26 protein-coding genes are annotated in these 24,856 nt (G+C 60.0%); 10 read left to right on the top strand and 16 right to left on the bottom strand.

Annotation, left to right across the window (positions count from 1 at the left end; all coding sequences use genetic code 11):
• Positions 1–190: 190 nt before the first annotated feature.
• The 5 genes from NPX02_RS06380 (at position 191) to NPX02_RS06360 (ending at position 3,691) form a co-directional block, all read left to right on the top strand.
• Positions 191–1,024 (top strand): transporter, encoded by an 834-nt coding sequence (locus NPX02_RS06380; RefSeq protein WP_260292615.1) that lies wholly within the window; start codon positions 191–193, stop codon positions 1,022–1,024.
• A 376-nt stretch (positions 1,025–1,400) separates the two neighbouring features.
• A complete protein-coding gene (locus NPX02_RS06375) occupies positions 1,401–1,691 on the top strand; it encodes a heavy-metal-associated domain-containing protein (RefSeq protein WP_260292614.1) in 291 nt (96 codons plus the stop codon).
• Positions 1,688–2,665 carry an NHL repeat-containing protein gene (locus NPX02_RS06370; RefSeq protein ID WP_260292613.1) on the top strand — a complete coding sequence of 326 codons (978 nt, stop codon included), beginning with the start codon at positions 1,688–1,690 and terminating at the stop codon, positions 2,663–2,665. The genes NPX02_RS06375 and NPX02_RS06370 overlap by 4 nt, the downstream gene beginning before the upstream one ends.
• Positions 2,666–2,696: 31 nt before the next feature.
• Positions 2,697–2,969 (top strand): thioredoxin family protein, encoded by a 273-nt coding sequence (locus tag NPX02_RS06365; protein ID WP_260292612.1) that lies wholly within the window; start codon positions 2,697–2,699, stop codon positions 2,967–2,969.
• A 308-nt stretch (positions 2,970–3,277) separates the two neighbouring features.
• Positions 3,278–3,691, top strand: coding sequence for a heavy metal-responsive transcriptional regulator (locus tag NPX02_RS06360; protein ID WP_260292611.1), 414 nt, complete (start codon positions 3,278–3,280; stop codon positions 3,689–3,691).
• Between the two features lie 95 nt (positions 3,692–3,786).
• Here NPX02_RS06360 and NPX02_RS06355 read toward each other — a convergent pair whose 3' ends face one another.
• Positions 3,787–4,020 carry a hypothetical protein gene (locus NPX02_RS06355; protein ID WP_260292610.1) on the bottom strand — a complete coding sequence of 78 codons (234 nt, stop codon included), beginning with the start codon at positions 4,018–4,020 and terminating at the stop codon, positions 3,787–3,789.
• A 499-nt stretch (positions 4,021–4,519) separates the two neighbouring features.
• Between NPX02_RS06355 and NPX02_RS06350 the strand changes: the two genes are divergently transcribed.
• From NPX02_RS06350 to NPX02_RS06335, 4 genes are all read left to right on the top strand, one after another.
• Positions 4,520–4,960 (top strand): hypothetical protein, encoded by a 441-nt coding sequence (locus tag NPX02_RS06350; protein ID WP_260292609.1) that lies wholly within the window; start codon positions 4,520–4,522, stop codon positions 4,958–4,960.
• 110 nt (positions 4,961–5,070) lie between these two features.
• Positions 5,071–5,694, top strand: a complete 624-nt coding sequence (locus tag NPX02_RS06345) for a TlpA disulfide reductase family protein (protein ID WP_260292608.1) — start codon at positions 5,071–5,073, stop codon at positions 5,692–5,694.
• Positions 5,695–5,819: 125 nt separating this feature from the next.
• Positions 5,820–7,211 (top strand): SLC5/6 family protein, encoded by a 1,392-nt coding sequence (locus NPX02_RS06340; protein WP_260292607.1) that lies wholly within the window; start codon positions 5,820–5,822, stop codon positions 7,209–7,211.
• Entirely contained in the window at positions 7,211–8,062 is an 852-nt protein-coding gene (locus NPX02_RS06335; protein WP_260292606.1) for a metallophosphoesterase family protein, read from the top strand. The genes NPX02_RS06340 and NPX02_RS06335 overlap by 1 nt, the downstream gene beginning before the upstream one ends.
• Positions 8,063–8,273: 211 nt before the next feature.
• Here the strand turns inward: NPX02_RS06335 and NPX02_RS21585 are convergent, their stop codons facing one another.
• A complete protein-coding gene (locus NPX02_RS21585) occupies positions 8,274–8,456 on the bottom strand; it encodes a zf-HC2 domain-containing protein (RefSeq protein WP_260292605.1) in 183 nt (60 codons plus the stop codon).
• 5 nt (positions 8,457–8,461) lie between these two features.
• Complete coding sequence (locus NPX02_RS06325; protein ID WP_260292604.1) at positions 8,462–9,067, bottom strand: sigma-70 family RNA polymerase sigma factor; 606 nt, start codon at positions 9,065–9,067, stop codon at positions 8,462–8,464.
• Between the two features lie 206 nt (positions 9,068–9,273).
• On the opposite strand from NPX02_RS06325, the gene NPX02_RS06320 reads away from it, so the two are divergent.
• Positions 9,274–9,732 carry a hypothetical protein gene (locus tag NPX02_RS06320; protein ID WP_260292603.1) on the top strand — a complete coding sequence of 153 codons (459 nt, stop codon included), beginning with the start codon at positions 9,274–9,276 and terminating at the stop codon, positions 9,730–9,732.
• A 206-nt stretch (positions 9,733–9,938) separates the two neighbouring features.
• On the opposite strand, the gene NPX02_RS06315 is transcribed toward NPX02_RS06320, so the two are convergent.
• The 13 genes from NPX02_RS06315 to NPX02_RS06255 form a co-directional block, all read right to left on the bottom strand.
• Positions 9,939–10,133: a hypothetical protein gene (locus tag NPX02_RS06315; protein WP_260292602.1), complete on the bottom strand. Its 195-nt coding sequence runs from the start codon at positions 10,131–10,133 to the stop codon at positions 9,939–9,941.
• A 1-nt stretch (position 10,134) separates the two neighbouring features.
• Complete coding sequence (locus NPX02_RS06310; RefSeq protein WP_260292601.1) at positions 10,135–11,319, bottom strand: porin; 1,185 nt, start codon at positions 11,317–11,319, stop codon at positions 10,135–10,137.
• 587 nt (positions 11,320–11,906) lie between these two features.
• Positions 11,907–13,355, bottom strand: coding sequence for an aldehyde dehydrogenase family protein (locus NPX02_RS06305; protein WP_260292600.1), 1,449 nt, complete (start codon positions 13,353–13,355; stop codon positions 11,907–11,909).
• Between the two features lie 16 nt (positions 13,356–13,371).
• Complete coding sequence (locus tag NPX02_RS06300) at positions 13,372–15,075, bottom strand: acetolactate synthase large subunit (protein WP_260292599.1); 1,704 nt, start codon at positions 15,073–15,075, stop codon at positions 13,372–13,374.
• Complete coding sequence (locus NPX02_RS06295) at positions 15,072–16,778, bottom strand: FMN-binding glutamate synthase family protein (protein WP_260292598.1); 1,707 nt, start codon at positions 16,776–16,778, stop codon at positions 15,072–15,074. Before NPX02_RS06295 ends, NPX02_RS06300 begins: the two co-directional genes overlap by 4 nt.
• Positions 16,779–17,115: 337 nt before the next feature.
• On the bottom strand, positions 17,116–17,496 hold the full coding sequence (locus tag NPX02_RS06290) for a sulfurtransferase TusA family protein (protein ID WP_260292597.1): 381 nt from the start codon (positions 17,494–17,496) through the stop codon (positions 17,116–17,118).
• A 111-nt stretch (positions 17,497–17,607) separates the two neighbouring features.
• Positions 17,608–18,501 carry an HD-GYP domain-containing protein gene (locus NPX02_RS06285; protein WP_260292596.1) on the bottom strand — a complete coding sequence of 298 codons (894 nt, stop codon included), beginning with the start codon at positions 18,499–18,501 and terminating at the stop codon, positions 17,608–17,610.
• 32 nt (positions 18,502–18,533) lie between these two features.
• A complete protein-coding gene (locus NPX02_RS06280) occupies positions 18,534–19,022 on the bottom strand; it encodes a DUF302 domain-containing protein (RefSeq protein WP_260292595.1) in 489 nt (162 codons plus the stop codon).
• 106 nt (positions 19,023–19,128) lie between these two features.
• On the bottom strand, positions 19,129–20,136 hold the full coding sequence (locus NPX02_RS06275; protein ID WP_260292594.1) for a YeeE/YedE thiosulfate transporter family protein: 1,008 nt from the start codon (positions 20,134–20,136) through the stop codon (positions 19,129–19,131).
• Between the two features lie 144 nt (positions 20,137–20,280).
• Positions 20,281–20,826, bottom strand: a complete 546-nt coding sequence (locus NPX02_RS06270) for a DUF4388 domain-containing protein (protein ID WP_260292593.1) — start codon at positions 20,824–20,826, stop codon at positions 20,281–20,283.
• 33 nt (positions 20,827–20,859) lie between these two features.
• The gene (locus tag NPX02_RS21465) at positions 20,860–21,756 is read right to left on the bottom strand and encodes a HAMP domain-containing protein (protein ID WP_260292592.1); all 897 of its coding nucleotides are present in this window, start codon (positions 21,754–21,756) and stop codon (positions 20,860–20,862) included.
• The gene (locus tag NPX02_RS06260; protein WP_260292591.1) at positions 21,737–22,102 is read right to left on the bottom strand and encodes a hypothetical protein; all 366 of its coding nucleotides are present in this window, start codon (positions 22,100–22,102) and stop codon (positions 21,737–21,739) included. The genes NPX02_RS21465 and NPX02_RS06260 overlap by 20 nt, the downstream gene beginning before the upstream one ends.
• A gap of 270 nt (positions 22,103–22,372) precedes the next feature.
• A complete protein-coding gene (locus NPX02_RS06255) occupies positions 22,373–24,781 on the bottom strand; it encodes a DUF255 domain-containing protein (RefSeq protein ID WP_260292590.1) in 2,409 nt (802 codons plus the stop codon).
• Between the last annotated feature and the right edge of the window lie 75 nt (positions 24,782–24,856).

Raw genomic sequence — 24,856 nt, 5'->3', positions numbered from 1 at the left:
AAACGTTATGTGGCGTAATGCCCCGTGGTGTTTCGCGGCGTTAGTGCGGGGTTGGTTTGCGCCGCGTATTCCGGATGATTTTCGCCGCGGCGGTGAATAAAAAACAGGGCTTGACCTGGAGTCAGCTCCAGGGTCTATGCTTTTTAAAACTTGGATATTTTTTCGCGGCAATCTGAACGTGGGAGTCTGTATGAGTAGGCATTACAATGGAGGAGGGGCAGTCTGGGCAGTCGCCCTGTTGGCGCTATTGATCAACAGCCCTGCCTGGGCGCATGACCCGGTGTTCGGTATCGGTCCCCACGTGCTGTACAAGGGTGGTGTCGAGGTGGCCACGGAGGTGCATCTGGGCGAGGCGGGCGAGGAACGGGAGTTGGAACTGGATCTGGAGATGGTGTACGGCATCACCGGGGATTGGGCCGCGGGTATCGAACTGCCCTACGCCTGGAAGGAGGAGGGCGCGGATGATTCCAGCGGCCCAGGCGACCTGAGCCTGTTCACCAAGTACCGGTTCTGGCGCCACGACACGCTGGGTGCCCAGGAGAGCGCGGCCGCGCTGCTGAAGATCAGGACCGATACCGGTGACGAGGGCGCCACGCCCGCCCTGGGGAGCGGTACCACCGATGCCATCCTGGGTCTGACCTACGGTTACGAGAGCCTCAAGTGGTACCGCTGGGCCAGCCTGCGTTACCGGCATAACGGAGAGAACGATGCCGGCCTGCGGCGGGGCGACAAGGTGCTACTGGATCTGGCCGCCGGCTGGCGGCCCAGGCTCCCCAGTTACTACCTGCCGGATACGGTGTGGCTGCTGGAGCTGAACGGCGAATATGGCAGACGCGCCGAGCTGAATGGTGCGGAACTGCCCGACAGCGGCGGCACCGAGTGGTTCCTGTCGCCGGGCATTTTCTGGACCAAACGCAACTTCGCGGTCAAGGCCGGGGTGCAGATTCCGATCGCCAGCGATCTGAACGGCAATCAGGAGCAGACCGACTACCGTGCCAAACTGGTGCTCGAATGGCATCTGTAGGTTGTCGGATAGTGATGGAATGAGCAAGGGGTCGGAGTCAAACCGCCGGGGCGGGTGGTATTTACCAGTCGCTGGAGCACGGTTTGACTCCGACCCGAATGGTACTTACTTAAGCCAAGAACCACCGTCATCCCGGCGCAGGCCGGGATCCAGATTGCTTAATGTGGCGATATTCCTGGATTCCATCCTCAGGTCCGTAAACGGTGCATCCCTGCACCACTCCTTCGGCTGCGCCGGAATGACGATTTCTGTAGGCCGTAGGTTGGGGTGAGGAACGAACCCCAACATCATGGCATTGAATGGGTGTTTGTTGGGGTTCGCAGGCTCACCCCAACCTACATGGACATATCACTTTAAAAGTGAAAGAGGTGATGAGATGAAACGCTATATTATGTTGCCGCTGTTGTTGCTCTGGAGCCTGACGGCCTTGGCTGCCGGCACGCAATACGCCATGCGGGTGGATGGGCTGGCCTGTCCCTATTGCGCCTATGGCATCGAGAAGAAACTGAACCAGATCGAGGGTGTCGAGCGGATCGATATCGACCTGGAAAATGGCCTGGTCACGGTGGATGTGCGCGAGGGGGTGGAGATCACCGAAGCGCGGATGCTGCAGCTGTTCAAGGACGCGGGTTTTAGCTATCGCAGCATGACGCGGCAGCGGCTGTGAAGCAAAGTTCAGTACTGAAAATCGGCGCCACTACAGCAGCGGGTCTGCTGGTTCTTCTGGCCGTCGTCTGGCTGGTCTGGGTGCCGTCGCCGAAAGAGCCGGCCTACGTGTTGACCATCAGTTGGGGTGGGCTCGGTTCGGGAGCCGGACAGCTCAATGAACCCACCGGGATCGTGGTGCACGAGGGCGAGGTGTTCGTCAGCGACGCACGCAACGCGCGCATTCAGGTGTTCGACGTTGACGGGCGCTTCAGACGCCAGTTTGGCGGCAAGGGCGACGGTCCCGGCAAACTCGGACGGCCGATGAATCTGGCCATCCACCAGGATGAACTCTACGTGGCCGACTACTGGAACGACCGCGTCGAGGTGTTTGCCCTGGACGGCACGCCGCGTCGCCGCATCGGCCGCGCCGGTAGCGCTCCCGGCGAGTTCAGCGCTCCGGGCGGAGTGGCGGTGGCAGCCAACGGCGATCTCCACGTGGTGGATTTTTATAACCAACGGGTGCAGCAGCTGAAGCCGGACGGGCGTTTCGTCTCGCAACGGGGGGAGAGCGGCAGGATCGGCATCTGGGCGGGCGAGTTCAACTACCCGACGGATGTCGCCCTGGCGGGTGATGGTACCCTCTACGTGGCCGACGGCTACAACGACCGCATCCAGGTATTCGCCGCCGATGGGCGCTTCCTGCGCAAGTGGGGCGGTCCATTCGCACTCAATGTTCACGGTCCCTTCAATGGTTGGTTCGCCACTGTCACCTCCATCGCCCTGGGGCCGGAAGGCAATGTCTTCGTGGCCGACTTCTATCACGATCGGGTGCAGAAGTTCCGCCCCGATGGCACCTTCCTCACCGCCTTCGGTACCCCGGCGACGGGTCCGGCCCATACCGCCATTGCCGTGGATGTCGATGCCGACGGAACGGTCTACGTGGCCAATTTTGATGCCCATCGTATCGAGAAATGGCGGCCGGGAAAGCGCTGAAGATGATGCTGAAAAGGTAAGGAGGCAACGGATGAGTATCAACGTCGAGCTGTTCTCCTCTCCCGGCTGCCGCAGTTGTGGCCAGGCCCGGGAGACGTTGCGCAACCTGGTCGGGGAGTTCGGTGAAAGCCGTATCGAATGGCGGGTGGTCGATGTGCTTGAAGAGCTGGATCATGCCGTGGCGCTTGGCGTGCTCGCCACCCCCGCCATTGCCATCGACGGACAGCTCCGGTTTACCGGCCTGCCGTCGATCCGCGAACTGCGTGCCGAGTTCACCCGGCGACTCGCCGCGAAAGGGGGGTAGCCCTGCCCTTTACCCACAAATGCCGATGAACAAGCGTGTAGGATGGGTGGAGGCGCGGCACCATTGTTAAGGGCTATTCACGGCGATAGGTCGCGCCGTAACCCATCTTCGGATGCGGATGCAGGTGCGCGATGGGTTGCGCGCCGGAGAGGGAGCTGGCGGAGAGTTCATGGAGGCGCTCCACCCATCCTACGCCTGGATGCAGTCCGAGCCACTTATGCATAAAGGGTAGAGGCAGCCCGTCCTGAAGGACGCCTTGTGAACTCCGAAACTTTAGCCACCAAATTCACACCGAAGGCGGACATAACATGAGTGATCATCATCAGTCCCGATTCCGTATCGGCGAGGTGGCCCACCTCACCGGCCTCAGTGTCGATACGCTACGCTACTACGAGAAGATAAAGCTGTTGCGGCCGGTCGGCCGTTCGCTCTCCGGGGTGCGCCTTTACGACCACCACGACCTGTCACGGCTGCGCTTCGTCCAACGGGCCAAGGCGATGAAGTTCTCGTTGGAAGAGATCGCCCGGCTGCTGGAGATGCGCGAGGACCCGCAGCACGCCCGCGATGAAGTGCGCGAATTGACCCACCAGAAGCTGGCGGAAGTTGAAAATCAGATGAAGGCGCTTGAAACCCTGCGCAGGGAATTGACGCTACTGGTTAATCTCTGTCATGGCACCCGGGACGGATGTCCGATCATCGAGGATCTGGATAATCCTGCCTGACCAGAGAAAATGTAAGATTTAAATCACCTGATAGATAAAGCCCTCGCCATTTGGCGAGGGCTTTTCGTCCTTCAGAGTGGGTAGTGAGAAAATATTCAGATTCCTGAAGCCCGCTCGCTGGGGTGGTCTTGCATGCCACCATAGTTCTGCGCCGTTTTGATTGTGGTGGAGCGGCCCGCACCGGTAGCTGGCATGCGGCTAAAATTTACCTCGCTATTTACGCTGGGACCGTAGACCAGATCAGTATTCAGATCGGTATTGATGTCGGCGCTGGCAATGCCGGCAGCGAAAAGTGAAACCAGGGTAGTGGTGATGAGTATGCGTTTCATGACAATTCTCCAGTTGTTGATATTTGAGTTTGATATTCATGGACCTGAGAAGTGGTCCTTGCTGTAAAAGACCTGGAGAGCGGCTGGAATATTTCACGGATCAGTGAATTCTGCAATTGATCTTGTATTGTTTGATAGACCCCGGATTTGTGTCTTTTCAATCCGGCATGTTTAATTACTGTCGTTTTGTGGACGTTGCTTTAACTGCTAAAAAACTCGTTGAATCAATTATACATCGTGTTTGACTGTGTCATGATGCCTGTTGCAGGGGCATTTTCTGATACCGAATTGCAAGGGTCAATCGGCATACGCAATTATATGGTTATTGCATATGAACTTAGAAAATACTGCCTTATGCAAGGCAAGATAAAACAGTTGGTTTTCCTTGGCGTTACTTGTGATACGAAAGAATAGGCAGCAATTACTGGTCTATTACATTACACAACGAAACGTTTTTCATTGTGTAAAACAAATAACGCAAACTAAAAGGAAAATCGCCATGAAGAAATCAACATCGATTGTAAGATCACTCAGTATTGCCGCGGCCCTATTTGGTTCAATGGCGCTTTATGCAACCTCGGTACCGGCAGCGACCATTGAAGGTAAGCTCAATGGCCTGGAATGTGCTTCACGTGGGGAGGAGTGCCCTGTTGACAAGCTTGATCCGCATATTGCCACGGAACGTGACTTCGTAGTACAGACCGATGACGGCCAGTATTACTTTGTCACCAATATTGACCGGGCAATAAAAGCACGCCATGCACTTGAGAAGGTTCGTGTAGAAGGTAAATTGAGCCCAAAATTCAATGCGATAAATGCCAACGAATTTTGGGTAGACAAAGGTAACGGCTACCGTCTTATCTGGAGCATTGAACTGCAGGAGCAAGAAGAGAGGCGCATGCGCGGAACCGGCCCTGATAAAGGCATAGATCGTAGTTGATAACGAATAATCAGACCATTAACCTAACAGGATAATTTGCCAGGCAAACAGGGCGTGGATGTCAATAAGTGTCGTCCACGCCCTCTTTTTCGGGTGAAAAAATTCAAATCATGAACATCATTCGATTACTCAGCTTGCAACAAATAAATTACCGGCCGCTATCTGTTCACAGCCGGCTCTTCTGTACCATCATGGTATTCATATTAACCTTTGCCTCGTCATCTCTTATGGCAAAGGAAAATACCTCAAATAGACAGCAATCCTATCGAACCGATCTTGATGCAGTTACCGACAATCGTTTTGCCTCTGATTTTGAACTCCCTGACCGCAACGGCAACCGTCATCGCCTGGCGGACTACCAGGGACGTATAGTGGTGGTCAACTTCTGGTCAACCTGGTGCATACCCTGCAGAATAGAGATGCCAGCACTCGAAAGAGCATGGAAAAGACTTGAGCCATCGGGTATTGTTTTATTGGCCATCGCCATGCAGGATGAGTTGTCATCTGTTAACAATTTTCTGGATCAATCGCCGGTATCATTCCCTGTGCTTCTGGATCACGATGGCAAGGTCGCTGGCGAATGGCGCGTCGTCGGTATTCCGGTGACATATATTCTGGATGCATCAGGCCGTATAGTCTACAAGGCAACCGGTATCAGAGAGTGGGACAGTGATTCTATCATCAGTATTATTGCAGCATTGTCCAAAAATCAGGAAACAGGGGAAAGTAAATGATTACCGGAGTTATAAACAAGCAATTGCGACACTAGGGAAAACACCGATTTTTCTCTGCAAGACTGTAAGGCCGGCAGTCCATCTGACGACAGTACCGCGAGAAACCAAATTACGGAGGAAATACTATGGATTATGCCCTGCCGGGTATTGTCGTCACTGTTGCGTTATTTTCCATGATGCTCTCTTCCCGGGCCAATAGTAACCACACTTTTTTCAACGGGCTGTCTGCCAATGGTAATCCGCCGGGCCTGTGGATGCTTACGCTGTCCCAGGTGACCACCTGGATCTTCGCCCGCTCCCTGATGAATGCCGCCATCCTGGGTTACTACTATGGCATCTGGGGCACCCTGGCCTATGCCGCCTATTATCTGTCATTCCTCACCGGCGGAATGATTATCGACAGCCTGCGCTTCAAGCAGGGTTACGATAGCATCCAGGCGTTTCTCCAGGTGCGCTTTGGGGCTTGGGGGGCCGGCTGCTATAACGTGGTAGTGGGTCTGCGTCTGCTCAGCGAGGTATTCGCCAATCTGCTGGTTATTGGCATCCTGTTTGGCGTGACCGGCTCGCAATCCTATGCCTTGTCGGTTATCGGTCTGGCCCTGGTCACCCTGTTCTACTCCATGATAGGTGGCTTGCATGCCTCCCTGCGCACCGATCTGTTGCAGATGCTGCTGTTCATCGGCATATTGCTTGTACTGATGCTATCCGCACTTGTCAGTGGTCACCTCACGCTGGATGCCTTGACCTTCAAACCCTTCGAGATCGACCAACCCGGTCCCGTCCTCATGGCCGTGGCACTGCTGCAGATCTGGAGCTATCCGATGCATGATCCGGTGATGATGGACCGTGGCTTTTTGTCCGATCGTGAAACCACTCGCCGCAGTTTTCTTCACGCCGCCTGGATCAGCATGCTCTGCATCATACTGTTTGGCAGCCTGGGCGTAATGGCGGGAGCCAACGCCCTGGCGGGTGACACCATGAACCAGGTGTTGTCCCGCGTCCTGGGGGAGATTCCCATGCTGTTGTTCGGCGCGGCACTGGTGATATCGGCCATGTCGACCCTGGACAGTACCCTTTCAAGCGCATCCAGGCTGGCGGTGGTGAATATGCGTGTCATTGAGCCTACGGTTAGAAATGGCCGAATCACCATGGCCCTGTTCATGCTGCTGGGGTTATTGCTGGTGTTCGCCGGAAACAAGGATCTGTTCAGTGCCGTGGCGGTCAGCGGTACCGCTTCGATGTATCTTGCACCGGTGGTCTTTTTCTCACTGTGGGGAGGGCGTGAAAACATCCCGCTCTGGAGTTACCTGGCCACCTTCGTCCTGGCCATTACGGGCGCGGCACTCTATTTTACCGAATCCGCCAATCACACCCAGTGGCTGGGGGATATGCATAAGTACACGAAACTGCTCTACATCTCGATCAGCGTACTGGGGATCGGCTGCCTGCTGTTCTGGGTTGGCGATCTGCTGACAAACCGGCGCCGCAGTCCGGTCGCGTCCACGGTCCAACCCTGATGGCAACCAATAATGCATTACATCATCTGGGCTCTACGGATGGGCCGCTGCTGCTGTTTGGTGGGCCCTACGGCAACCTGGAGGCGTTAACCGCCATCCGAAACGAGGCGGAGCGTCGGCATATACCGGCGCAACGGATCATTTGCACAGGCGATCTGACGGCCTATTGTGCGTCACCCTTTGAATCGGTTGAAATGACCCGTGACTGGGGTATCCATGTCGTCATGGGCAACTGCGAGGAGGCGCTGGCAGACAAAGCCATTGATTGCGGTTGCGGATTCGATCAGGGGTCTGTCTGCGCCCAACTCTCCGAGTCGTGGTTTGGGTATACCAATAGCCGGATCACGCCGGCGCAGCGCGACTGGATGCGCACACTTCCGCGTTCGCTACGTTTTACCTTCGGTGCTCACTCGTTCCATGTGGTGCACGGCGCCCCCAGCTTGATTAACAAATTCATTTTCCCCTCCACCCCCGATGAGGAGAAACAACGGGAGCTTGCACTGGTGGCTGGTGGTTCAGTTATTGGCGGGCATTGCGGCATTCCATTCGGCCAGCGGATCGGCCGGCAGTATTGGCTCAATACGGGTGTTATCGGGCTGCCGGCCAACGACGGCACGCCCGATGGATGGTATCTTCTGCTTGAGTGGAAGGGCAAACGCGTATGTGCCAGCTGGCATCGCCTTGCCTACGATTACCGAAAAGCCGGCCGCGCCATGCGGGACGCCGGCATCGATACAGGCTATGCCAGGGCACTGTCAACCGGACTCTGGCCGAGTCTGGATGTTCTACCACGGCGTGAAAAGGCCCAGCAGGGGAATCCCCTTAACCCTCCAGACCTGTGGCTGACATGATCACGGGCAGTGTGACCGACTGTCGTGGTCGCGGTGAATGAGCGCACATTCAGTGGTGTGTCTGTCGCGTTCCCGTGGGGGCTTCTGCCCGGCAAAAAGCGGATCTTCGTCCGCCTGCGGCGTTACAGCAAAGCTTGCGTAGCGTGACGATGCGCGTTTGGGACAAACAATAGCCCGGTGCAATTCGTAGCTGCCATATCTTTTTAGATGTTTACTTCGCGTCACCGCCTCCAATGCGCCGGCACGCCTTGCGTATGAATTCCATTTGTCGGTCGTAGTTCGTGCATCCCGAACACATTATCAGGTGGAGACGCAATGCGAGACGCTCCCTGTATGACAGGGGCCGATCCTGTTTTTCCGATAGCAGTTTCGTGGTCTGTTTGCAGTTCAGCATGTCATTTACCCGCGGTTGATCCAGTTCTCTTCCAGGCACAGGCGCAGGCGTGATCTCGCCCGATGCAGGGTTACCCAGCAGTTGCTCTCGCTAATGCCGAGTTCCGTACAGATCATCGCCGTTTCCAGGCCGAGAAATTCGCGCATGGTGAAGATGCGTGCTGTATTCTCCGGCATGGCGTTTAGACAGATCTCAAAAATCATCCAAAACTGCTCGCTTCCCAGGGCCGCTTCCGGATCGCCCCAATCGGCAGGGCGCGCCGCTTTGTGCCAGTACCCACCCTCGTCAAAAAGTGCGCCGACCTCTGTATCGCTGCCATCGTCCCGGGTAAGGCTGTGGGTTGGATGGCGTGTATGACTGCGTATCTGGTCGATGATCTTGTTGCGCAGGATGGAAAATATCCAGGTCTTTACCTGTGCCCGACCGGCAAAACGCTCCCGTGTCGCATAGGCCGCCGATAGTGCCTCCTGTACCGCGTCTTCCGCCGTGGCGACATCACGCAACTGCAGTTTCGCGAATCGCAGCATCTCCTGGCGCAGAGTGGCGATCTCCGACTCTTGCAGCCAAAGCTCCGTCGCTGTGCTGGTGTTACCGTCCATTTCACTGTTCATGATCTGCCCGCGGCCGATGAAACAGCGACTATTGTAAACACCAGGATGCACAAAAGGTATCGATATGCGTCTGTAGGTATAGACGCTGCAGGTCGACTATCCTTACAGGCGGGAGCGGTACCCGGGTTCGACCGGATGAATGAAAGATTTCACCGCCGGGAACCGGTCTCATGGGTTGAGCGAAGGTAGAAAATGAGGAGATCGACATGCGTCAATTACTGATGGCCGGCCTGGTTATGTTGGCCCCTGTTCCGAGTGCCCCTGCGTTGGCGGAGACGCAAGTCATCGAGTTGACCCAGGTGCCGTGTCAGTTCCTGGAGAGCGAGCGGGGTATCGACCGGGGCTTTTCATCCCGGAATATCGGCGATTGCCAGGCGATCAACCAGCGGACGGGCGACGAGCGACTGGCCGAGGCCGAGGTGATCACGCTCACGCCCGGGCGCTATGTATTCAGGGTCAGCAACAAAAATGTACCCTATGAACTGGGTTTCTGGCTGCGCGGAGATGGTCTGGTCAACCGTGCCCGGTTGCCCAGCGTCTCGGGTGGCGGACTGACCACCGGCAAGACCCAGGACTACCCGGTCGACCTGAAACCGGGTGAGTATGTCTACTCCTGCCCCCTCAATCCGACGCCCGACTACAAACTGATTGTCAGTGGCGGTTGAGCGAATAAGGGGCGGCGGGATTCCCGCCGTTCAGCGCCGGCGATGTTCGAGAACATAGGGCGGGCCGTGCCCGCCGATGGCCCCCACGGGGCGCCCTATGACCGGTTTTCTGGGTAGGATGCTGGTGAGCTTGCGAACCGCATCATTCGCTGACCGCTGGACCGATGCGGTTCGTTTTACTCACCGCATCCTACGGATTGAACTGCTTACTTGGACTGACTGCCGGGCAGAGGCGCGCTGAAAACAAACCCTCCTTGTTCACCCGTCAGCAATCCCGGGCCCGGTGGAATCTCCGTTTGATCGACGTACTGGTAGCTGCGTGCGGCGCCGCAGCCGGTCAGCCAGAGCAGGCTGAGCAGAACCAGTACCCATTGGCTCCCGCTTGATGAACGAATATTCATATCAGAATTTCACCCTGACGCCTGCCAGCAACGCCGAGACATCCTCGAAATTACTACCTGGTCGATCCAGTGAATAATTCCTCAGACCAGCATAGGCTTCGGTTGCCCACGGTTTGATCTCCTGAACCAGCTGAAGACCGTAACTGCTGGCGTCATCACCCAGCACGCCGGCATCATCCGTCTGATGATAGTCCACGGAGAGGGATGTCTTGCCGACACTGAACCAGGATGCCCGATAGCCTAGCTTGGCATAATAGAAGTTCGGGTCCGCGGAGGTCCCATCCTTGTCCTGATCACCGGCCCCAAGGGTGAAATTCAACCCGTTGTCGAGCAGGATCGAGGCGGATCCATTGACCTGATCCGAACTGGATGTCTGGGCGTAGGCGAGTGCGCCAACCAGCTTGAAGCCGGGGAAGGCAGATGAATAGAGGGCTGCCACATCCCAGGCGTCGCCATCCACCAGGCTGGTCGCCAGCTTCAATCCGCCGAAGCTGGGTGTGTCGTAGCGAATACGATCATCACGCCCGAGACCATCCAGGTTGGTCAGCACACTCTTGACCGTGATGGCACTCAGCACGCCGTTGCTGCCACGGAAGAAGGTGCCACCCGCCAGGATATCGGTATCCGAATAGCCGGCCAAGGCGGTACCCGACAGGTCCGCTTCCGAGGTTCCTTCACTGGCCGTCCAGCCTTGGCCCAGCCACAATTTACCAAAGCGCTTATGATCGAAATAGACCTCAAGCCGGCGTTGGGTGAAATTGTCGGTGCCAGGTGTGGGTCCACCTGTTTCCCTGGTCAACTGACTCACATCGGCGGTGGAGTTCGATTCGAACTGCACCTCGATTGCCGTACCTACCGTCAGTTCATCGGTGGGGTCTGCTTCGCCAATGAAGCGGATACGCGTGGACGAGGCATCATTGTCGACATTGTGGTAGTCCGTCTCTTCCCCGTCATCGGTTATCAGCAGGCCCCGGTTGACTTGCCCTGAGATGGATAGTCGCACCTGCTTCTCGCCGGAGGTGACGGTCGGCTTGCTGTCGGCGGCGGTTTTCTGGTTTTCCAACTGCTCTACCCGGGTCATCAGTTTTTGGACCTGAGCCTTCAGGTCATCAACCTCGCCTGCAAAAAGTGGTGCTGAATTCGCAATAAACAGCCCCACCGCGGTGCAGATGAGCGTTTTTTTCATGTGCATATTGGTATCTCCGTATAATGAAAGGGTTGGTCGGAATGGCGACATTTACATCACTTGGCGACCCCATCCCTTGTTAGGAGACCGGGAAGGTGATTCAGAAATTTCACCGGACTGGAGATTCTGAATAAGTGCGTTGTTGCGAGCATATCCCCCGCTTAGAGTTGTTGAGAAAGGACGAAAGGGAGGGCAGTTTGGATGGGTTAGGTGCGGTCTGCATCGGGGGTGGTAGTTTGCATTGCACCGTGCTCGCCGTAACCCACCCTTTAGCGGCCGAGGAGTCGATGGGTTACGTGGTGCCCGGGCGTTGTCGCGGAATGAACGTGTCGTGCCTGTGCGCCGCTACCCCACCCACCAAGACTCATCGTCCCGCGCCGACGGTGTACGAGAACATAGGGCGGGCCGTGCCCGCCGACGGCGCCCTCGGGGCGCCCTTTGACCGGTTTTCGGGGTAGGATGCTGGTGAGCTTGCGAACCGCATCATTTGCTCGCCGCCGGACCGATGCGGTTCGTTTTACTCACCGCATCCTACGGGTTGTAGTTTTGTAGTGGATAAGCCGGTAGGTGCATCCACCTTTGTCTCTTCATGAGGTGCCGGTTGTCGCCGCCTCCATGACTATCATTTTACGCACCTGCATGTCGTGCAGGGTGTAGGGGATGCCACCCACGCCGAGCCCCGATTGGCGGAGTCCGGCAAAGGGCATCCAGTCCACGCGGAAGGCGGTGTGGTCGTTGATCATCACCGCCGAGGCGTCGAGTCGACCGGCCGCACGATTCGCTGTTGCCATGCTGTCGGTAAACACCGCCGCTTGAAACGCCCAGGGCAGGCTGTTGGCGCGGGCGATGGCCTCATCGAGGTCGGTATAGGGATAAACGCAGACCACGGGGCCGAAGATCTCTTCGTTGCTGACCCGGGAACTGTCCGGTGGATCATACAGCACGGTGCAGGCATAGGTGGTGTCTGAGAGTGGCCTGCCGCCACAGAGCAGCTCCGCGCCGTCTTCCATCGCCTCCCTGACCCATTGTCCGATACGCTCGACCTCGGCGGGGCGGATCAATGGACCCACTTCGGTCTGTTCCAGGGTGGGATCACCAATACGCAAACTGGCCGCGCCCTCGGCGAGTCGGCTGGCCAGTTCTCTCGCCAGGGTTTCGTGGACGAATACCCGTTGAACCGAGACGCAGACCTGGCCGGCATGGTAGAAGCCGCCCTTGAGCAGCTTCGGTACCACCGCCTTGATGTCGGCATCCTGGTCCACAATTACCGGGGCGGCACCGCCGTGCTCCAGCGCACAGCGGGCACCGGGCGCGAGTTGTGAACGTAGCATCCAGCCCACCCGTGCACTGCCGATAAAGCTCAGGAAAGCGACCCGCCGGTCCGCCACCAGCCGGCCGGTCACCGCATTGCTTTCGGTCACCAGTGCCTGGCACCAGGCGTCCGGCAGTCCCGCTTCGCGCAGCAGGGCGACCAGACGGTAGCAGGAGAGCGGCGTGTCCTGGGCCGGTTTGACAATCACCGGGCAGCCAGCGGCAATGGCGGGGCCTATCTGGTGGGCAATAAGGTTGAGTGGGTGGTTGAAGGCGCTGAGTGCCACCACCACGCCAATCGGCTCGCAGACGGTGTGCGCCTGTTTCCCTGCCGAGGCGGGGTTGATGCCCATGGCAATCACCTCACCCCTTGCGTCGCGCAGGGAGTCGGCGCAGAGGCGGATACTGTCAATGGCACGCACCACCTCGACGCGTGAATCGATCAGCGGCTTGCCCCCTTCACGCGCCGCCTCAATGGCCAGAAAATCGGCGCGCGCGCGCATCAGTTCGGCACACTGTTCCAGGATGGCAATGCGCCGATGCACAGGCAGCCAGGCATCACGGTCGCGGAATAGCGTGTAGGCGGTTTGCAGTGCCTGTTCGATACCATCGGATCCGCAGGTATCGATCCTGGCGATGGGCGATTGATCGAATGGCGCCACGACCTCCAGCGAACCGGTGGGCTCGATGGCCCCGGCGATCATCAGCGGAAAGTGTTCAGGCATGGTGTGCTCCCTTGGGTTAAATGGTACGGCTCTTTTCCTTGATCTCGTGGTTAAGGATACGGTCATTATCACGGTAATCGATTTGGGCATCCACCAGATGCACCCCGGGGCTGTCCAGACACTGCTGCAGCAACGGCAGCAGATGATCCGCCGACTCCACGCGATGGCCCTGTGCGCCATAGCTCCTGGCATACTGCACAAAGTCGGGATTTGCGTAATCGAGGCCAAAGTCATCGAAACCCATGTTGGCCTGCTTCCATTTGATCATGCCATAGGCGTCATCGCGCAGGATCAGTATCACCAGATCCAGGCCCAGACGCACGGCGGTCTCCAGCTCCTGGGAATTCATCATGAACCCGCCGTCACCGCAGATGGCCATCACCTTGCTCTGCGGGCGGACCATCTTCGCCGCCATGGCCGAGGGCAGTCCCGCTCCCATGGTGGCCAGTGCGTTGTCAAGCAGCACGGTGTTGGACAGATAGGCCCGGTAGTTGCGGGCAAACCAGATCTTGTAGACGCCGTTATCCAGCGCGATGATGCCGTCATCCGGCATCACCCGACGCACATCCGCCACCAGCCGCTGCGGGTAGAGCGGGAAGCGTCCGTCGTCGCTGCCTTCAAGCAGTTGCGCGTCGAGCGCCTGCTTCACCGCCATGAAGCGGTTGAAATCCCAATGGTCCGGCGGCTCGATCGTCCGGGTGAGCCGTTCCATGGTGTCGGTGATATCGCCGATCACCCCCTGCTGAGGGTAGTAGACCGCGTCAATGGCGGCGGTGATGTAGTTGATATGAATCACCTTGGCCCCGCTGGCGTCCCCCGCGCCTTCCCATGCGTCTTTCAGGTGGCCGCCGGCCATCTCCTGTCGAGCTACGTTGCCCATGATAAAGGGCGGTTTTTCCACCACATCGTGGCCCACGTTGATGATCAGGTCCGCCGCCTCGATGGCCCGATGCAGGTAATCCTCGCCGGACAGGGCCGCGTTGCCGATAAACAGGGGATGGCGTTCGTCGATCACCCCCTTGCCCATCTGGGTACTGAAGAAGGGGATACCGGTCTTGTCGACAAAGGCGCGCAACACACCGCAGGTGTGGCGGCGATTGGCCCCGGCGCCGACCAGCAACAGCGGATGCCCGGCCTGCTCGATCATGTTCTTTGCCGCGGCGAGGGAGTGCTCGCTGGCGCGTGGCTGCTCGAAGCGGCTGCGCTGAATTACCTGGGCATCGGTCTGGTCGTGGGCGATGTCCTCCGGGAGTTCCAGATGCACTGCGCCAGGCCGCTCATCCTCCGCGCGCCGGAATGCCTCGCGTACACGCGCCGGGATGTTGTGGGCGCTGCCGATTTGCCGCGTGTACTTGGTCAGCGGCTGCATCATGTCGACCACGTCGACAATCTGGAACTCGCCCTGCTTGCTCGCCTTGATCGGTTTCTGGCCGGTAATCATCAGCATTGGCATGGCGCCGAGCTGGGCGTAGGCGGCGGCGGTGACCAGGTTGGTGGCGCCCGGCCCCAGGGTGGCCATGCAGACACCGGTCTTGCCGGTCAGGCGGCCATAGGTGGCGGCCATGAATCCCGCCGCCTGCTCATGGCGGGTGAGAATCAAGCGGATCGACGACTCCCTGAGTGAGTTGAGCAGGTCAAGATTCTCTTCCCCGGGAATGCCGAAGATGTACTCCACCCCTTCCGCCTCCAACGCCTGGATAAACAGGTCCGATGCCTTCATGAAACGTCCTCCATGGTTTGATGTTTATCTTCACCGACCTGTTTGGTGCCGGGAAGCGACGCTTGCCCGGCGCCATCGACTTCGCAACACTCCCGGTCGATATGGGTCAGGCACATTTTCGGCATGAAGCTGCCGGGGTCGGCCTCGTCCAGATAGAGCCGCCAGGCCTCGGGCGGACTGCCCGAGAGCAGGCAGTCACGCTTGAGGTAGGGGAATACCTGGTCATAACGCCGCACCGTCTCCTGGTTGACGCGCCGGTAGATATGGGTGCGGGTCAGTTCACTAGTGTGGCACAGGCCCGCCGAGGCGATGATTTCGGCGGTGGCATGCACGGTCTTGGCATGGAACTGGGCCACCCGCCGCGCCTTGTCGGTAACCACCAGGCCGCGGTAGAGGCGGGGATCCTGGGTCGCCACGCCCGAGGGGCAGTGGTTGCTGTTGCAGGTGAGCGACTGGACACAGCCCAGCGCCAGCATCATGCCGCGCGCGCTGTTGCAGATATCCGCCCCCAGTGCCAGGTTCTTGACCAGATGGAAAGCGGTGAACACCTTGCCCGAGGCGATGATACGGATCTGTTGGCGCAGACCAAAACCGGTCAGGCAGTCATCGACAAAGGCCAGCGCCTCGCGCAACGGCATGCCGACGGAGTTGGTATACTCCAGCGGCGCCGCGCCCGTGCCCCCCTCGCCGCCGTCCACGGTGATGAAATCGGGTGTGATGCCGCTGGCCACCATCGCCTTGCAGATGGCGATGAATTCGCTCTTGCGCCCGATCGACAGCTTGAACCCCACCGGCTTGCCGTCGGAGAGCTCGCGCAGCTGCTTGACGAAGTCGAGTAGCTGCAACGGCGTGGAGAAGGCGGCGTGGGCGGGTGGCGAGTTTACCTGGGTGGCGACCGGCACATCCCGTATCGCGGCAATCTCGGGGGTGTTCTTGTCGGCCGGGAGGATGCCGCCATGCCCCGGCTTGGCCCCCTGGGAGAGTTTGATCTCGATCATCCTGATATTTGGCAGCAGCGCCTTGTCACGGAAGGTATCGGGGCAAAATCGGCCAGCGTGGTCGCGGCAACCGAAATATCCGGTGCCGATCTGCCAAACCAGATCTCCACCCGACTCCAGGTGGTGGGAACTGACGCCGCCCTCACCGGTGTTGTGGTAGAACCCGCCAGCCTTGGCCCCACTGTTGAGGGCGAGAATGGCATTGCGGCTCAGGGCGCCGAAGCTCATCGCGGAGATATTGAAGATGCTGGCCAGGTAGGGCTGCCGGCAATCGGGGCCACCGACGCTGACCCGCAGGTCATGCTCCACCTCGGTTACATCGATGGCGGAGATGGAGTGGCCGATCCATTCGTAGCCGTCACGGTAGGTGTCTATCTGGGTGCCGAAGGGTACGCTCTCCAGGGCGCCCTTGGCGCGCTGGTAGACAATGTTGCGGAACATGCGATTGATCGGCGCGCCGTCGGTGTCCGACTCGATCAGGTACTGGCGGATGAAGGGGCGCAACCACTCCATGAACCAGCGCCCACGCCCGAACAGGGGATAATTCCGGCGTAGCGAATGATGTGGCTGGGACATGTCATACAGGCCCAGCAGAATCAGCGGAATCAGTACCAGGAGCGCCCAGATGACCGGCGGCCATAACCCGTAAAGTAGTGCGACGATAGTCAGCGATCCGACGGTAAACAGAAAAAAATTGCGGTGCATCGCTTTCCTCTCCCCTTATTTGTAATTTCAGCACGGTAGTTCCGTGACTTTCCGGATCGGCTTTGAATAAGTCAGCCCCAGCACCAGTCTAGCCTTTGTGGTTTTTTTATGTGGTTAAATTTGATATTTCCATTTGTGCAGCAGAGATTTTTTTGGCTCGTCCGCAAAATTTATGGGTACGAAGAGAAGGCATTTTCTCTCGCCAGGAACGCCAAGACTGCATGTATCGGAATTTAAGCGAAAAAGTCAGTTTTTCTTGGCGTTATTGGCGAGAGCGGAAAAATCCGCTCTGGAAAAAATCGACCCGGAAACATGACCTGGCATTATTTTTATTCGTTCAGTACAAGCGTGTCACATAAAGCTCGCCTCCATTCGCGTCATCAACCTGCTCCACGGCATGACCGAGGGCGCGGCAGGCGGCTGTCAGATCGGTGAGCACGGCGGCTGTGCCGGGGATGATTCTGAGGGTTTCGAACGGCGCGATATCCCCGAGACATTCCTTGAGCTTGAGGATATGGGTGGGGCAGGCGACACGCGCGATGTTCACCACTTTGACATGGGGGTGTTCTGAATCGAGCATACGTTGCCGCTTCTCCACCTGGCGCTTTTCATAGGCGATATTGGAGCGCCTCACCATATCGGTAAATGCCGGATCGGCGGACAACGGTTTGGCGGTTGGACGTCTGATGACGGTACGTCTGCCTGGTGTGCTGCACATTGTGCGCCTCCGGTGGATTTGCCGCTTGATAAGAAGTTTGTCGGCACGAGGTGCCAATTCCTTACAGGAGATACGCCAGGCCACACGAATCAAGGAAATTTCCACCCGGGGCTAGGCATGACCTGTCAGTTGACTGCGCAATCGAGACAGCAGGTTCGGTTTGCTCTCGTGGAGCAAGGTGTCGGCCCCTGCCAGGAGATCATCGATCATGTCGTCATCCAGGCGCGGCATCAGCTGCGCGGGCGTGCCGCGTTTGCCGGTCGGCCGGGTCCGCCACTCTCCAGCTTGCCATAGCAGTTCCGATTCACCGCCGCAGGAGCGGCAATAAAGGTGATCGCCGGGCGCGTTGTGGCGCGTTATCACCAGCGACGGACCGCAATTGGGACAGACCTGCAACGGGATTCCCGGTTCGCTGTGGCCGACGATGGGCGACAGATGACCCGCCTCGCCCAGATTGGTAAAGCGTACCCCAAGCGCCGGGTCGAACTGAGTGCCGAGGTTGTCACGGATAATGTTCAGCGCGGTTTCAATCGGCATGCCCTTGCGGTAGGGCCGTGTGCTGGTCATGGCATCGAAGGCGTCGCAGATCCCCACGATGCGCGCATCGGGCGGAATATATTCAAGGGTAAGCCGGCGCGGGTAACCATGGCCATCGGGGCGTTCATGGTGAGCGTGAACGACGTCGATGACCAGTGCGGCGAGGGGATGGTTTTGCAGCAACCGTTGGCCCACATCGGGATGGGTCTGGATCACCCGGTACTCTTCATCGGTCAGCTTGCCCGGTTTGTTGAGAATGGCGTCCGGCACACCGATCTTGCCCAGATCATGGAGGAAACCACCCAGTGCGATACGCGCCTGCTCGATGGGCGGGAATCCGGCATCCCTGGCAAGCAGACGGGCAAATTGCGAGACCCGCCAGAGGTGGCCGCCTGTGTAGGGGTCTCGCGCCTCGACCGCCGAGGCCATGACGAACAGGGTGCGCAGCAGTGGTTGTGTGTATTCCATCCTGATGGCCCTCAGTTGTTACCCCCACTGGATTATCGGCGAGTGGCGTCTCCGACAATGGCATTGAATATCTCGTCGAGCTCCGTTGCCATCGCATCCAGATCCCGGTTGCCATAGGGCGCGAAGATCGCGCTCGGCAGGCGATAGGTCAGGTTCGAGGTGCCGTCGCCGTTCTCCGTGAGGTAGAGGCGCAACGGCGCCTCGAAGCCGGCCGCGACGCTGGCGTTGAGCATGCGCACGGCATAATCGTTACGGAACACCATGAGTACCAGATTGCCGGGGATGCTGACCCCGCGTGACGCGGCACCGCGGCTGGCGCTGGCCTGTGCCACCAATCCCATCTTGTGATTACTGACCGCCTGTTCGACCCGGGTGGCAAGCACGTCGAACGGATATGACGTCTGCAGGGTGACGGTTCCGGGAAGTGGCGTGTCGATGTCGGCCCGGGTAGCGGAAATGAACAGCATGCCGAGTGCCAACAGGAGGCCGTGTAGTCGTATATTCGTTGATTGAGTGGTCATCTTGGTTCCTTTTGATGAAGATCTAATCCAGTTGAGCGTCGCCATAGCCATTTTAGATGAAGCTCATGAAAAGAGACCGTGAATTGTCGAGGATTATTTCCTCCCTTCAGCAACACCGGTCGTCATCCGGTCGGTGTGCCGCCGGTGCCGGGGTCAGGACGGCTCTTTTCAGCAGCAGGCCGCCGGCCACCCCGCCGACCAGCATGAGGTAGATCCACAGGCTGTGCGGGGTGAGTGTGGGGATCAATCGCAGTAGCAGGGTGTCGTTGCCGCCGGGGATCAGGGCGCCGCCGAGCCCCATCAATAGGCCGCCACCGAGATTCAGGGTCCAGCCTGTGGCCGGTCTCGCCTTGTGCCAGGCACCCCGCCGCCAGGCCGAGATCATCATCCCGAGCAGCAGCACGGGTACCAGCAGAAGCTGGGTGGCGGGCGGTGCTACCGGGCCGCCCGCCAGCGCGCTGACCGAACCGCGCAGGGTATAGGTGTAGGTCCAGGGTCCGAATCCCAGGTAGAGTGCGCCGGCCCCCAGGCCGAGCAGGACGGCGGTGGTCCGGGGGCTGTAAGCGTCGGCCCCCAGCCGTTCCCGCAGTCCATGCCTGTGTGGCCAAAGCGCCCGGATCTCGGCGCCTCCCCAGATGACCAGCAGTGCCAGCGCCGCCATCAGCCAGGCCGGGGACGGAAGGCCCGGTGGGGTGTTCAGGGTGAACAGTGGCGGCGCGAGCTGCCAGGCGGCGACGCCGCTGATGAAGCCCGCCAGCGTGGCCAGCATCCGCCAGTCGGCGTCGGCAAGCCGTTGCAGGGTCGAAAAGGAGCAGCCACCATTCAGGGCCGCTCCGAGGCCGAACAGGAATCCGCCGCCCAGTCCCACCCACAGCGGGGCCGTTGGAGCGGGTGCGGCGTACAGGTTCGGCATCAGCAGGAGCGCCGGCAGGGTCAGCAGCATTGCCCACAGCACGGCCCGCAGGAATCCGCCGAAGCGTTCAAAACGACGCGATTCCAGGACATCCGCCACCGCCCGGACCGTACAGAGGCTGGCGCGGTGCGCGGCATAGCCGAGGAAGGCCACCAGGGGCGCCGCCCACAGCAGCGAGAACGGGTATTGCATGCTGGACATCGGATTCTCCTACCTCGATTTCCCGTACATCCCTGGGTTGTCGTGCAGACGCGCCGACCCTTACGTCGGCAGGCTCCCGGAGTGCTTCTTTCACGATTGGCGCATGGATTAGGAGTTTGCCAGAATGCGCAAAAAGCTACATCATTACTTGACCCGCGATATGAAGAGATCGCGCTTCCGAGGCTCGCCGATCTCGGCGGCAAGGTGGTGGATCATCCGCGCAAGCGCCGCCGGATCGGCCGGCTTTCCGTGATCCTGGAGATACTCCTCGCACAGGATGGCCGCAATGGGCCCGATATGGACGGTCAATTCCCGCCGCAGGGTGGCGAGTGTCTCGTCCGATGGGTCCGCGGCGGCCGGGCCGAGGTTGTCCTCGTCTCCCCTGTCCATCTGGAGGAGACCCAGCAGCTCGCTGGTCTCCGGCATAGGGACCTCCTCCATGGACATGAACCCCTGATCCACGAAGCGGTAGTAGCCGCTCCTGATCTTCTGAATCCTGGGCAGGGCATCGTAGCCGTGATAATGCCGGTAGCCGAGGGAGGTCACCTCCCCCCCTTCCAGGACGAAACGGGCGGCATGGTTATCGTCCGTGGTGATGAAGAGTGTCCCCGATCGCTTCTCCCCGGAGAGCCGTTTCAGCTCCTCCAGGATTTTATCGAAGCCGACGATCGTACGTTGATTACTGTTCATGGGCAGGTCTTCCCCGTCGCATCGCCGGGCACGTCAGGCCCGGCGCCGGTGTTCTATGGCCCGCACCATGCTCACGCGCATACGCTCGAACGCCTCGCCCAGTCGCCCGATCTCGGTGGCATCGCGCAGATCGATGGGGTTGAGCAGATTCCCCATGCTGACCTTGTCTGCCTGCTCGGTGAGGTATTCAATGGGCCGCGAGATCCTGCGGTCAAGAAACCAGGCGAGTAGCAATGCTACCAGCAACGCCCCCGCGAGGATGGCCCCGAAGTTGATCCGAAACTCGGTGACGCTCGTCAGCAGTTCGTCCGATTGACGAACCGACAGGACGGTCCAATACCTGTCCGACGCGGGGACCTGAAGAGACTGATAGGTGATGAGCCGGCTTGCGGTCTCCAACTGTCCGCCTTGGCGTCCCAGCAGCTGGGAAATATCCTCAGGGTTGTCCTTGCGCAGGCCCTCTCCCGTACCGAGATCCCGCTCACTGCCCCAAACCTTTTCCGGGTCCGGGTGGGCAAAGTAGTAGCCTTTCTCATCGACCAGCCAGGCCTCGCCGATGGCGGACAGGAATTGCGTTGCATCTACATTGGTCAGCACGACCCCGGCCTTTCTGCCATCGGAGAATCTCACCGGCGTCGCGTAACGGATGACCGGCCTGTGCGGGACCTCGATCTTGCCTTGCTCGCGGTTGAGATCGAGCGGCGAGACGAACACCCTACCGGGAAGAAGTCCGACCGACTCCTCGAAATAATAGTGTCCCGACTTGTCCTGCAGGCGATTCCGGGATCGGATGGAGGCCTGTTCGCCGTCGAAATCCACCCGCACGACCTCCCGCCCCCTTTCGTCCAGATAGCGCACCTGGTAGTAGATGCCGCGTTGCTGGGCAAAGGATCGGAACTCCTGTTCCAGCTCACCGCGGGCGGATCGCACAGACGATCCGGCGGTCTCCCCCTGTTCGCGCGCGCGAACGAGCGCCACGAGTCTGGTTATCAATATGTATCTGATCTCCGGTCTCCCCCTGTTCGCGCGCGCGAACGAGCGCCTGCATGGGACGGGATTGGCTGAGGTAGAGCACGTCCCCCCGCGCCGAATCCAGGAATCCCTCTATGACCCGCCTCGCATTGTCCACGCCCTGCCGTTGGGCATCGAGTTCACGATCCAGCAGTGACCGGCTGGAGACCCTTTCGGAATAGGTGCCGATGACCAGCGCCGGGATCAGCGCGACCGCCACGAAGGCGAGCGCCAGCCGATGCTGGATGCGATGAACAATAGCCATAGAAGTTCCCCTGATCGATCCGGTCGCCACTGGAAGCGCGCCGATTCTTGTTCGCGGACAGAGTGTCCGCCCGGAGCCGATCCACGGCGCTTGCCGTCCCGGCCATCCCTCGAAATGTGTGCAAGATATATTCCATCCGATGAGGATCGGTCGCACCGGATGGAAATCAACCGGTTACCAGGTTTTTTTCCCGATAGGGGGGCACCGGGTTCGGAGAAATGGAACGAAACATCTAATTACCATTTATTAAATGTGGATATTTCGTTCAGTTCACTTCGCTACCCGAAAAGTGGCTGTGGCAGCATCGCGTGCTTCATGCGGGTTGCCTGCTGCATCCACGGGTGGCGGTGTCTTCCCGTCGGTCATCGGCAGATGCAGGACTACCGTCTCCGGCGCCAGGCAGACCTGGTCATTGCAGGCCTGCAATCCCAATCTTAACGGCACGATCCGCGATGCCGGTGCAACGGGTTCGATCGTGGCCTCGATCTGCACCTTGCCCTGGTAGAGCGAGAGGGGTTCGCGCTGGAAGCCCAGCTGTTGGCGCTCGCCCACCGGGTAGTCGATTTGTCCCAGGCGCCATCCATCGGTGCCGGGTACGAGGGCGAGGGTGGTGGGGATCAGATTCTCCTGCAAGGGCTGGTGGGCATTGACATGCCAGCCCGGCGGGATCTCCAGTTCCACGGTGACGCGCCGGGCCCCGGCCTGCGCGGCGTGGATGCGTATGCCGCCGAGGGCGGCGTAGCGGCGCCGGCCCCACTCGCCATGCAGCAGGTAACCGAAACCCGGGGGATGGCGCGCGACGGGTTCGGCGAAGGCCGCCAGCGTGGCCCTGGCCCGCTCGCCGTAATCGAACCGGTCGGTGCGCACCGAGAGCATCTGCAGCACCCGCAGGGCCACCGAGTTGCCGGAGGGCATGGAGGTGTCGCCGCTCATCTCCCGGGCACGGCCCAGGGCGGTGATCTGGTTATCCTGACGGGCCATGAAAAATCCGCCCTTCTCATCATCCCAGAAGCGCTCCAGCATGGCGTCGGCCAGTTCGCGCGCCCGCTCCAGCCAGAGGCTGTCGCCGGTGCTGTCGTACAGCTGCAGCAGCCCCTCGGCAAAATAGGCGTAGTCCTCCTGGAGGGCCGGAATGGATGAGCTGCCATCGAGATGCACCCGCCACAGCTCGCCTGCCGCGCGGTGGTTTTGTTCCCACAGGAAGCGGGCGGCCCGTGCCGCCGCCCCGGTATAGCGCGGCTCGCCGAGCAGATCGCCCGCCTGGGCCAGGGTGGTGATCATCATGCCGTTCCAGGCGGTGAGGATCTTGTCGTCGCGCAGGGGATGGGGACGCGCCTCCCGCGCCTGGTAGAGGCGTTCGCGGATGCGGTCGAGGCGATCCAGAAGCTGCGCCTGCGACATCCCGTTCTCCCCGGCAAACTCGGCCAGGGGGCGCGGCAGATGCAGGATGTTGCCGCCCTCGAAGTTGCCGCCGTCGGTGACGCCGAACAGGTTAATGGCCAGTGCCGCGTCCTCCCCGGGCAGCACGCCGCGTAGCTGTTCCGGCGTCCAGAGGAAGAAGGTGCCCTCACGGCCCTCGCTGTCGGCATCGCTGGCGGAGTAGAAGGCGCCTTCCGCCGAGCGCATGTCACGCAGTACGTAATCCAGGGCCTGGGTGGCGACGCGGCGGTAGAGTGGATTGCCGGTCAACCGCCAGGCCAGGAGATAGACCCGGGCGAGCTGGGCCTGGTTGTAGAGCATCTTCTCGAAGTGGGGCACCAGCCAGTCGTTGTCGGTGGCGTAGCGGTGGAAGCCGCCGCCTACCTGATCGTGGATGCCGCCCCGGGAAATCGCATCGAGGGTGGTTCCGATCGCCTCCAGCAGTGCCGGTTCGGGGCTGCGTTCGGCCGCGTTCAGCAGCAGCATGAGCAGCGGTTCGCGGGGGAATTTGGGCGCCGGGCCGAAGCCCCCCTGCAGTTCATCGTGTGTCTCCAACGCCTCCGTCACCGCCGCCTGAATCGCCTCGCGGCCCACCGCGCCCGCCATGGCCTGGCGCGCCTGCACCGCGGCGAGTACCTGGGCAACGCGTCCGGCCTGGTCCAATACCTCCTGCCGCTTGCCGTCCCAAAGCGCGGCGACCCGAGTCACCAGGCCGCGGAACGGGCCGGGTGGGGAGTAGGTGCCGCCATGAAAGGGTCTGCCGTCCGGGGTGAGGAAGGCGTTGAGCGGCCAGCCACCGCGGCCGGCGATCAGCTGCACCGCGGTCATGTAGGTCTGATCCACCTCGGGACGGCGCTCCCGGTCCACCTTGATGGCGACGAAGTGGCGGTTGAGCAGGTCGGCGATGGCCGGGTTTTCGAAGCTCTCGCGCTCCATGACGTGGCACCAGTGGCAGGTGGCGTAGCCGATAGAGAGGAAGATCGGCTTGTTCTCCCGCTTCGCCTTCTCGAACGCCTCGGCTCCCCAGGCATACCAGTCCACCGGATTGTGGGCGTGCTGGGTCAGGTAGGGGGAGTCCTCCAGGATCAGCCGGTTGGTGTAGCGCGGGCTGCCGTCGGGCCGCAGGTGTTCGCTGCGGGGCCGGTAGTCTGCGCCCTTGGCCTTCAGGGCTGTGTCGATGCGCGCGTTGAGGGCCGCGGGACGCGGGGAGTGTGTGACCGGCGTGCTGCCCCCTGGCACACCGGCATACCGTCCATCCATGGAGATAACCGGTGTTTCCGTTGCGAGCGCTGGGGCCAGGGAGCCGGCCCACAAGAGGGCAAGCAGAACGCGGGG

Origin of the sequence: Sedimenticola hydrogenitrophicus (assembly GCF_025175675.1) — a bacterium.
In the GTDB taxonomy this organism is placed as follows: domain Bacteria; phylum Pseudomonadota; class Gammaproteobacteria; order Chromatiales; family Chromatiaceae; genus Sedimenticola; species Sedimenticola hydrogenitrophicus.
The sequence above is the reverse complement of the archived record's forward strand: the minus strand, read 5'-3'. Positions and strand labels throughout refer to the sequence as shown.

Coding starts and splice junctions, on each gene's coding strand:
- NPX02_RS06380 (WP_260292615.1), top strand. CDS start 191: ATGAGTAGGCATTACAATGGAGGAGGGGCAGTCTGGGCAGTCGCCCTG.
- NPX02_RS06375 (WP_260292614.1), top strand. CDS start 1,401: ATGAAACGCTATATTATGTTGCCGCTGTTGTTGCTCTGGAGCCTGACG.
- NPX02_RS06365 (WP_260292612.1), top strand. CDS start 2,697: ATGAGTATCAACGTCGAGCTGTTCTCCTCTCCCGGCTGCCGCAGTTGT.
- NPX02_RS06360 (WP_260292611.1), top strand. CDS start 3,278: ATGAGTGATCATCATCAGTCCCGATTCCGTATCGGCGAGGTGGCCCAC.
- NPX02_RS06355 (WP_260292610.1), bottom strand. CDS start 4,020: ATGAAACGCATACTCATCACCACTACCCTGGTTTCACTTTTCGCTGCC.
- NPX02_RS06350 (WP_260292609.1), top strand. CDS start 4,520: ATGAAGAAATCAACATCGATTGTAAGATCACTCAGTATTGCCGCGGCC.
- NPX02_RS06345 (WP_260292608.1), top strand. CDS start 5,071: ATGAACATCATTCGATTACTCAGCTTGCAACAAATAAATTACCGGCCG.
- NPX02_RS06340 (WP_260292607.1), top strand. CDS start 5,820: ATGGATTATGCCCTGCCGGGTATTGTCGTCACTGTTGCGTTATTTTCC.
- NPX02_RS06335 (WP_260292606.1), top strand. CDS start 7,211: ATGGCAACCAATAATGCATTACATCATCTGGGCTCTACGGATGGGCCG.
- NPX02_RS21585 (WP_260292605.1), bottom strand. CDS start 8,456: ATGCTGAACTGCAAACAGACCACGAAACTGCTATCGGAAAAACAGGAT.
- NPX02_RS06325 (WP_260292604.1), bottom strand. CDS start 9,067: ATGAACAGTGAAATGGACGGTAACACCAGCACAGCGACGGAGCTTTGG.
- NPX02_RS06320 (WP_260292603.1), top strand. CDS start 9,274: ATGCGTCAATTACTGATGGCCGGCCTGGTTATGTTGGCCCCTGTTCCG.
- NPX02_RS06315 (WP_260292602.1), bottom strand. CDS start 10,133: ATGAATATTCGTTCATCAAGCGGGAGCCAATGGGTACTGGTTCTGCTC.
- NPX02_RS06310 (WP_260292601.1), bottom strand. CDS start 11,319: ATGAAAAAAACGCTCATCTGCACCGCGGTGGGGCTGTTTATTGCGAAT.
- NPX02_RS06305 (WP_260292600.1), bottom strand. CDS start 13,355: ATGCCTGAACACTTTCCGCTGATGATCGCCGGGGCCATCGAGCCCACC.
- NPX02_RS06300 (WP_260292599.1), bottom strand. CDS start 15,075: ATGAAGGCATCGGACCTGTTTATCCAGGCGTTGGAGGCGGAAGGGGTG.
- NPX02_RS06295 (WP_260292598.1), bottom strand. CDS start 16,778: ATGCACCGCAATTTTTTTCTGTTTACCGTCGGATCGCTGACTATCGTC.
- NPX02_RS06290 (WP_260292597.1), bottom strand. CDS start 17,496: ATGTGCAGCACACCAGGCAGACGTACCGTCATCAGACGTCCAACCGCC.
- NPX02_RS06285 (WP_260292596.1), bottom strand. CDS start 18,501: ATGGAATACACACAACCACTGCTGCGCACCCTGTTCGTCATGGCCTCG.
- NPX02_RS06280 (WP_260292595.1), bottom strand. CDS start 19,022: ATGACCACTCAATCAACGAATATACGACTACACGGCCTCCTGTTGGCA.
- NPX02_RS06275 (WP_260292594.1), bottom strand. CDS start 20,136: ATGTCCAGCATGCAATACCCGTTCTCGCTGCTGTGGGCGGCGCCCCTG.
- NPX02_RS06270 (WP_260292593.1), bottom strand. CDS start 20,826: ATGAACAGTAATCAACGTACGATCGTCGGCTTCGATAAAATCCTGGAG.
- NPX02_RS06260 (WP_260292591.1), bottom strand. CDS start 22,102: ATGGCTATTGTTCATCGCATCCAGCATCGGCTGGCGCTCGCCTTCGTG.
- NPX02_RS06255 (WP_260292590.1), bottom strand. CDS start 24,781: ATGGATGGACGGTATGCCGGTGTGCCAGGGGGCAGCACGCCGGTCACA.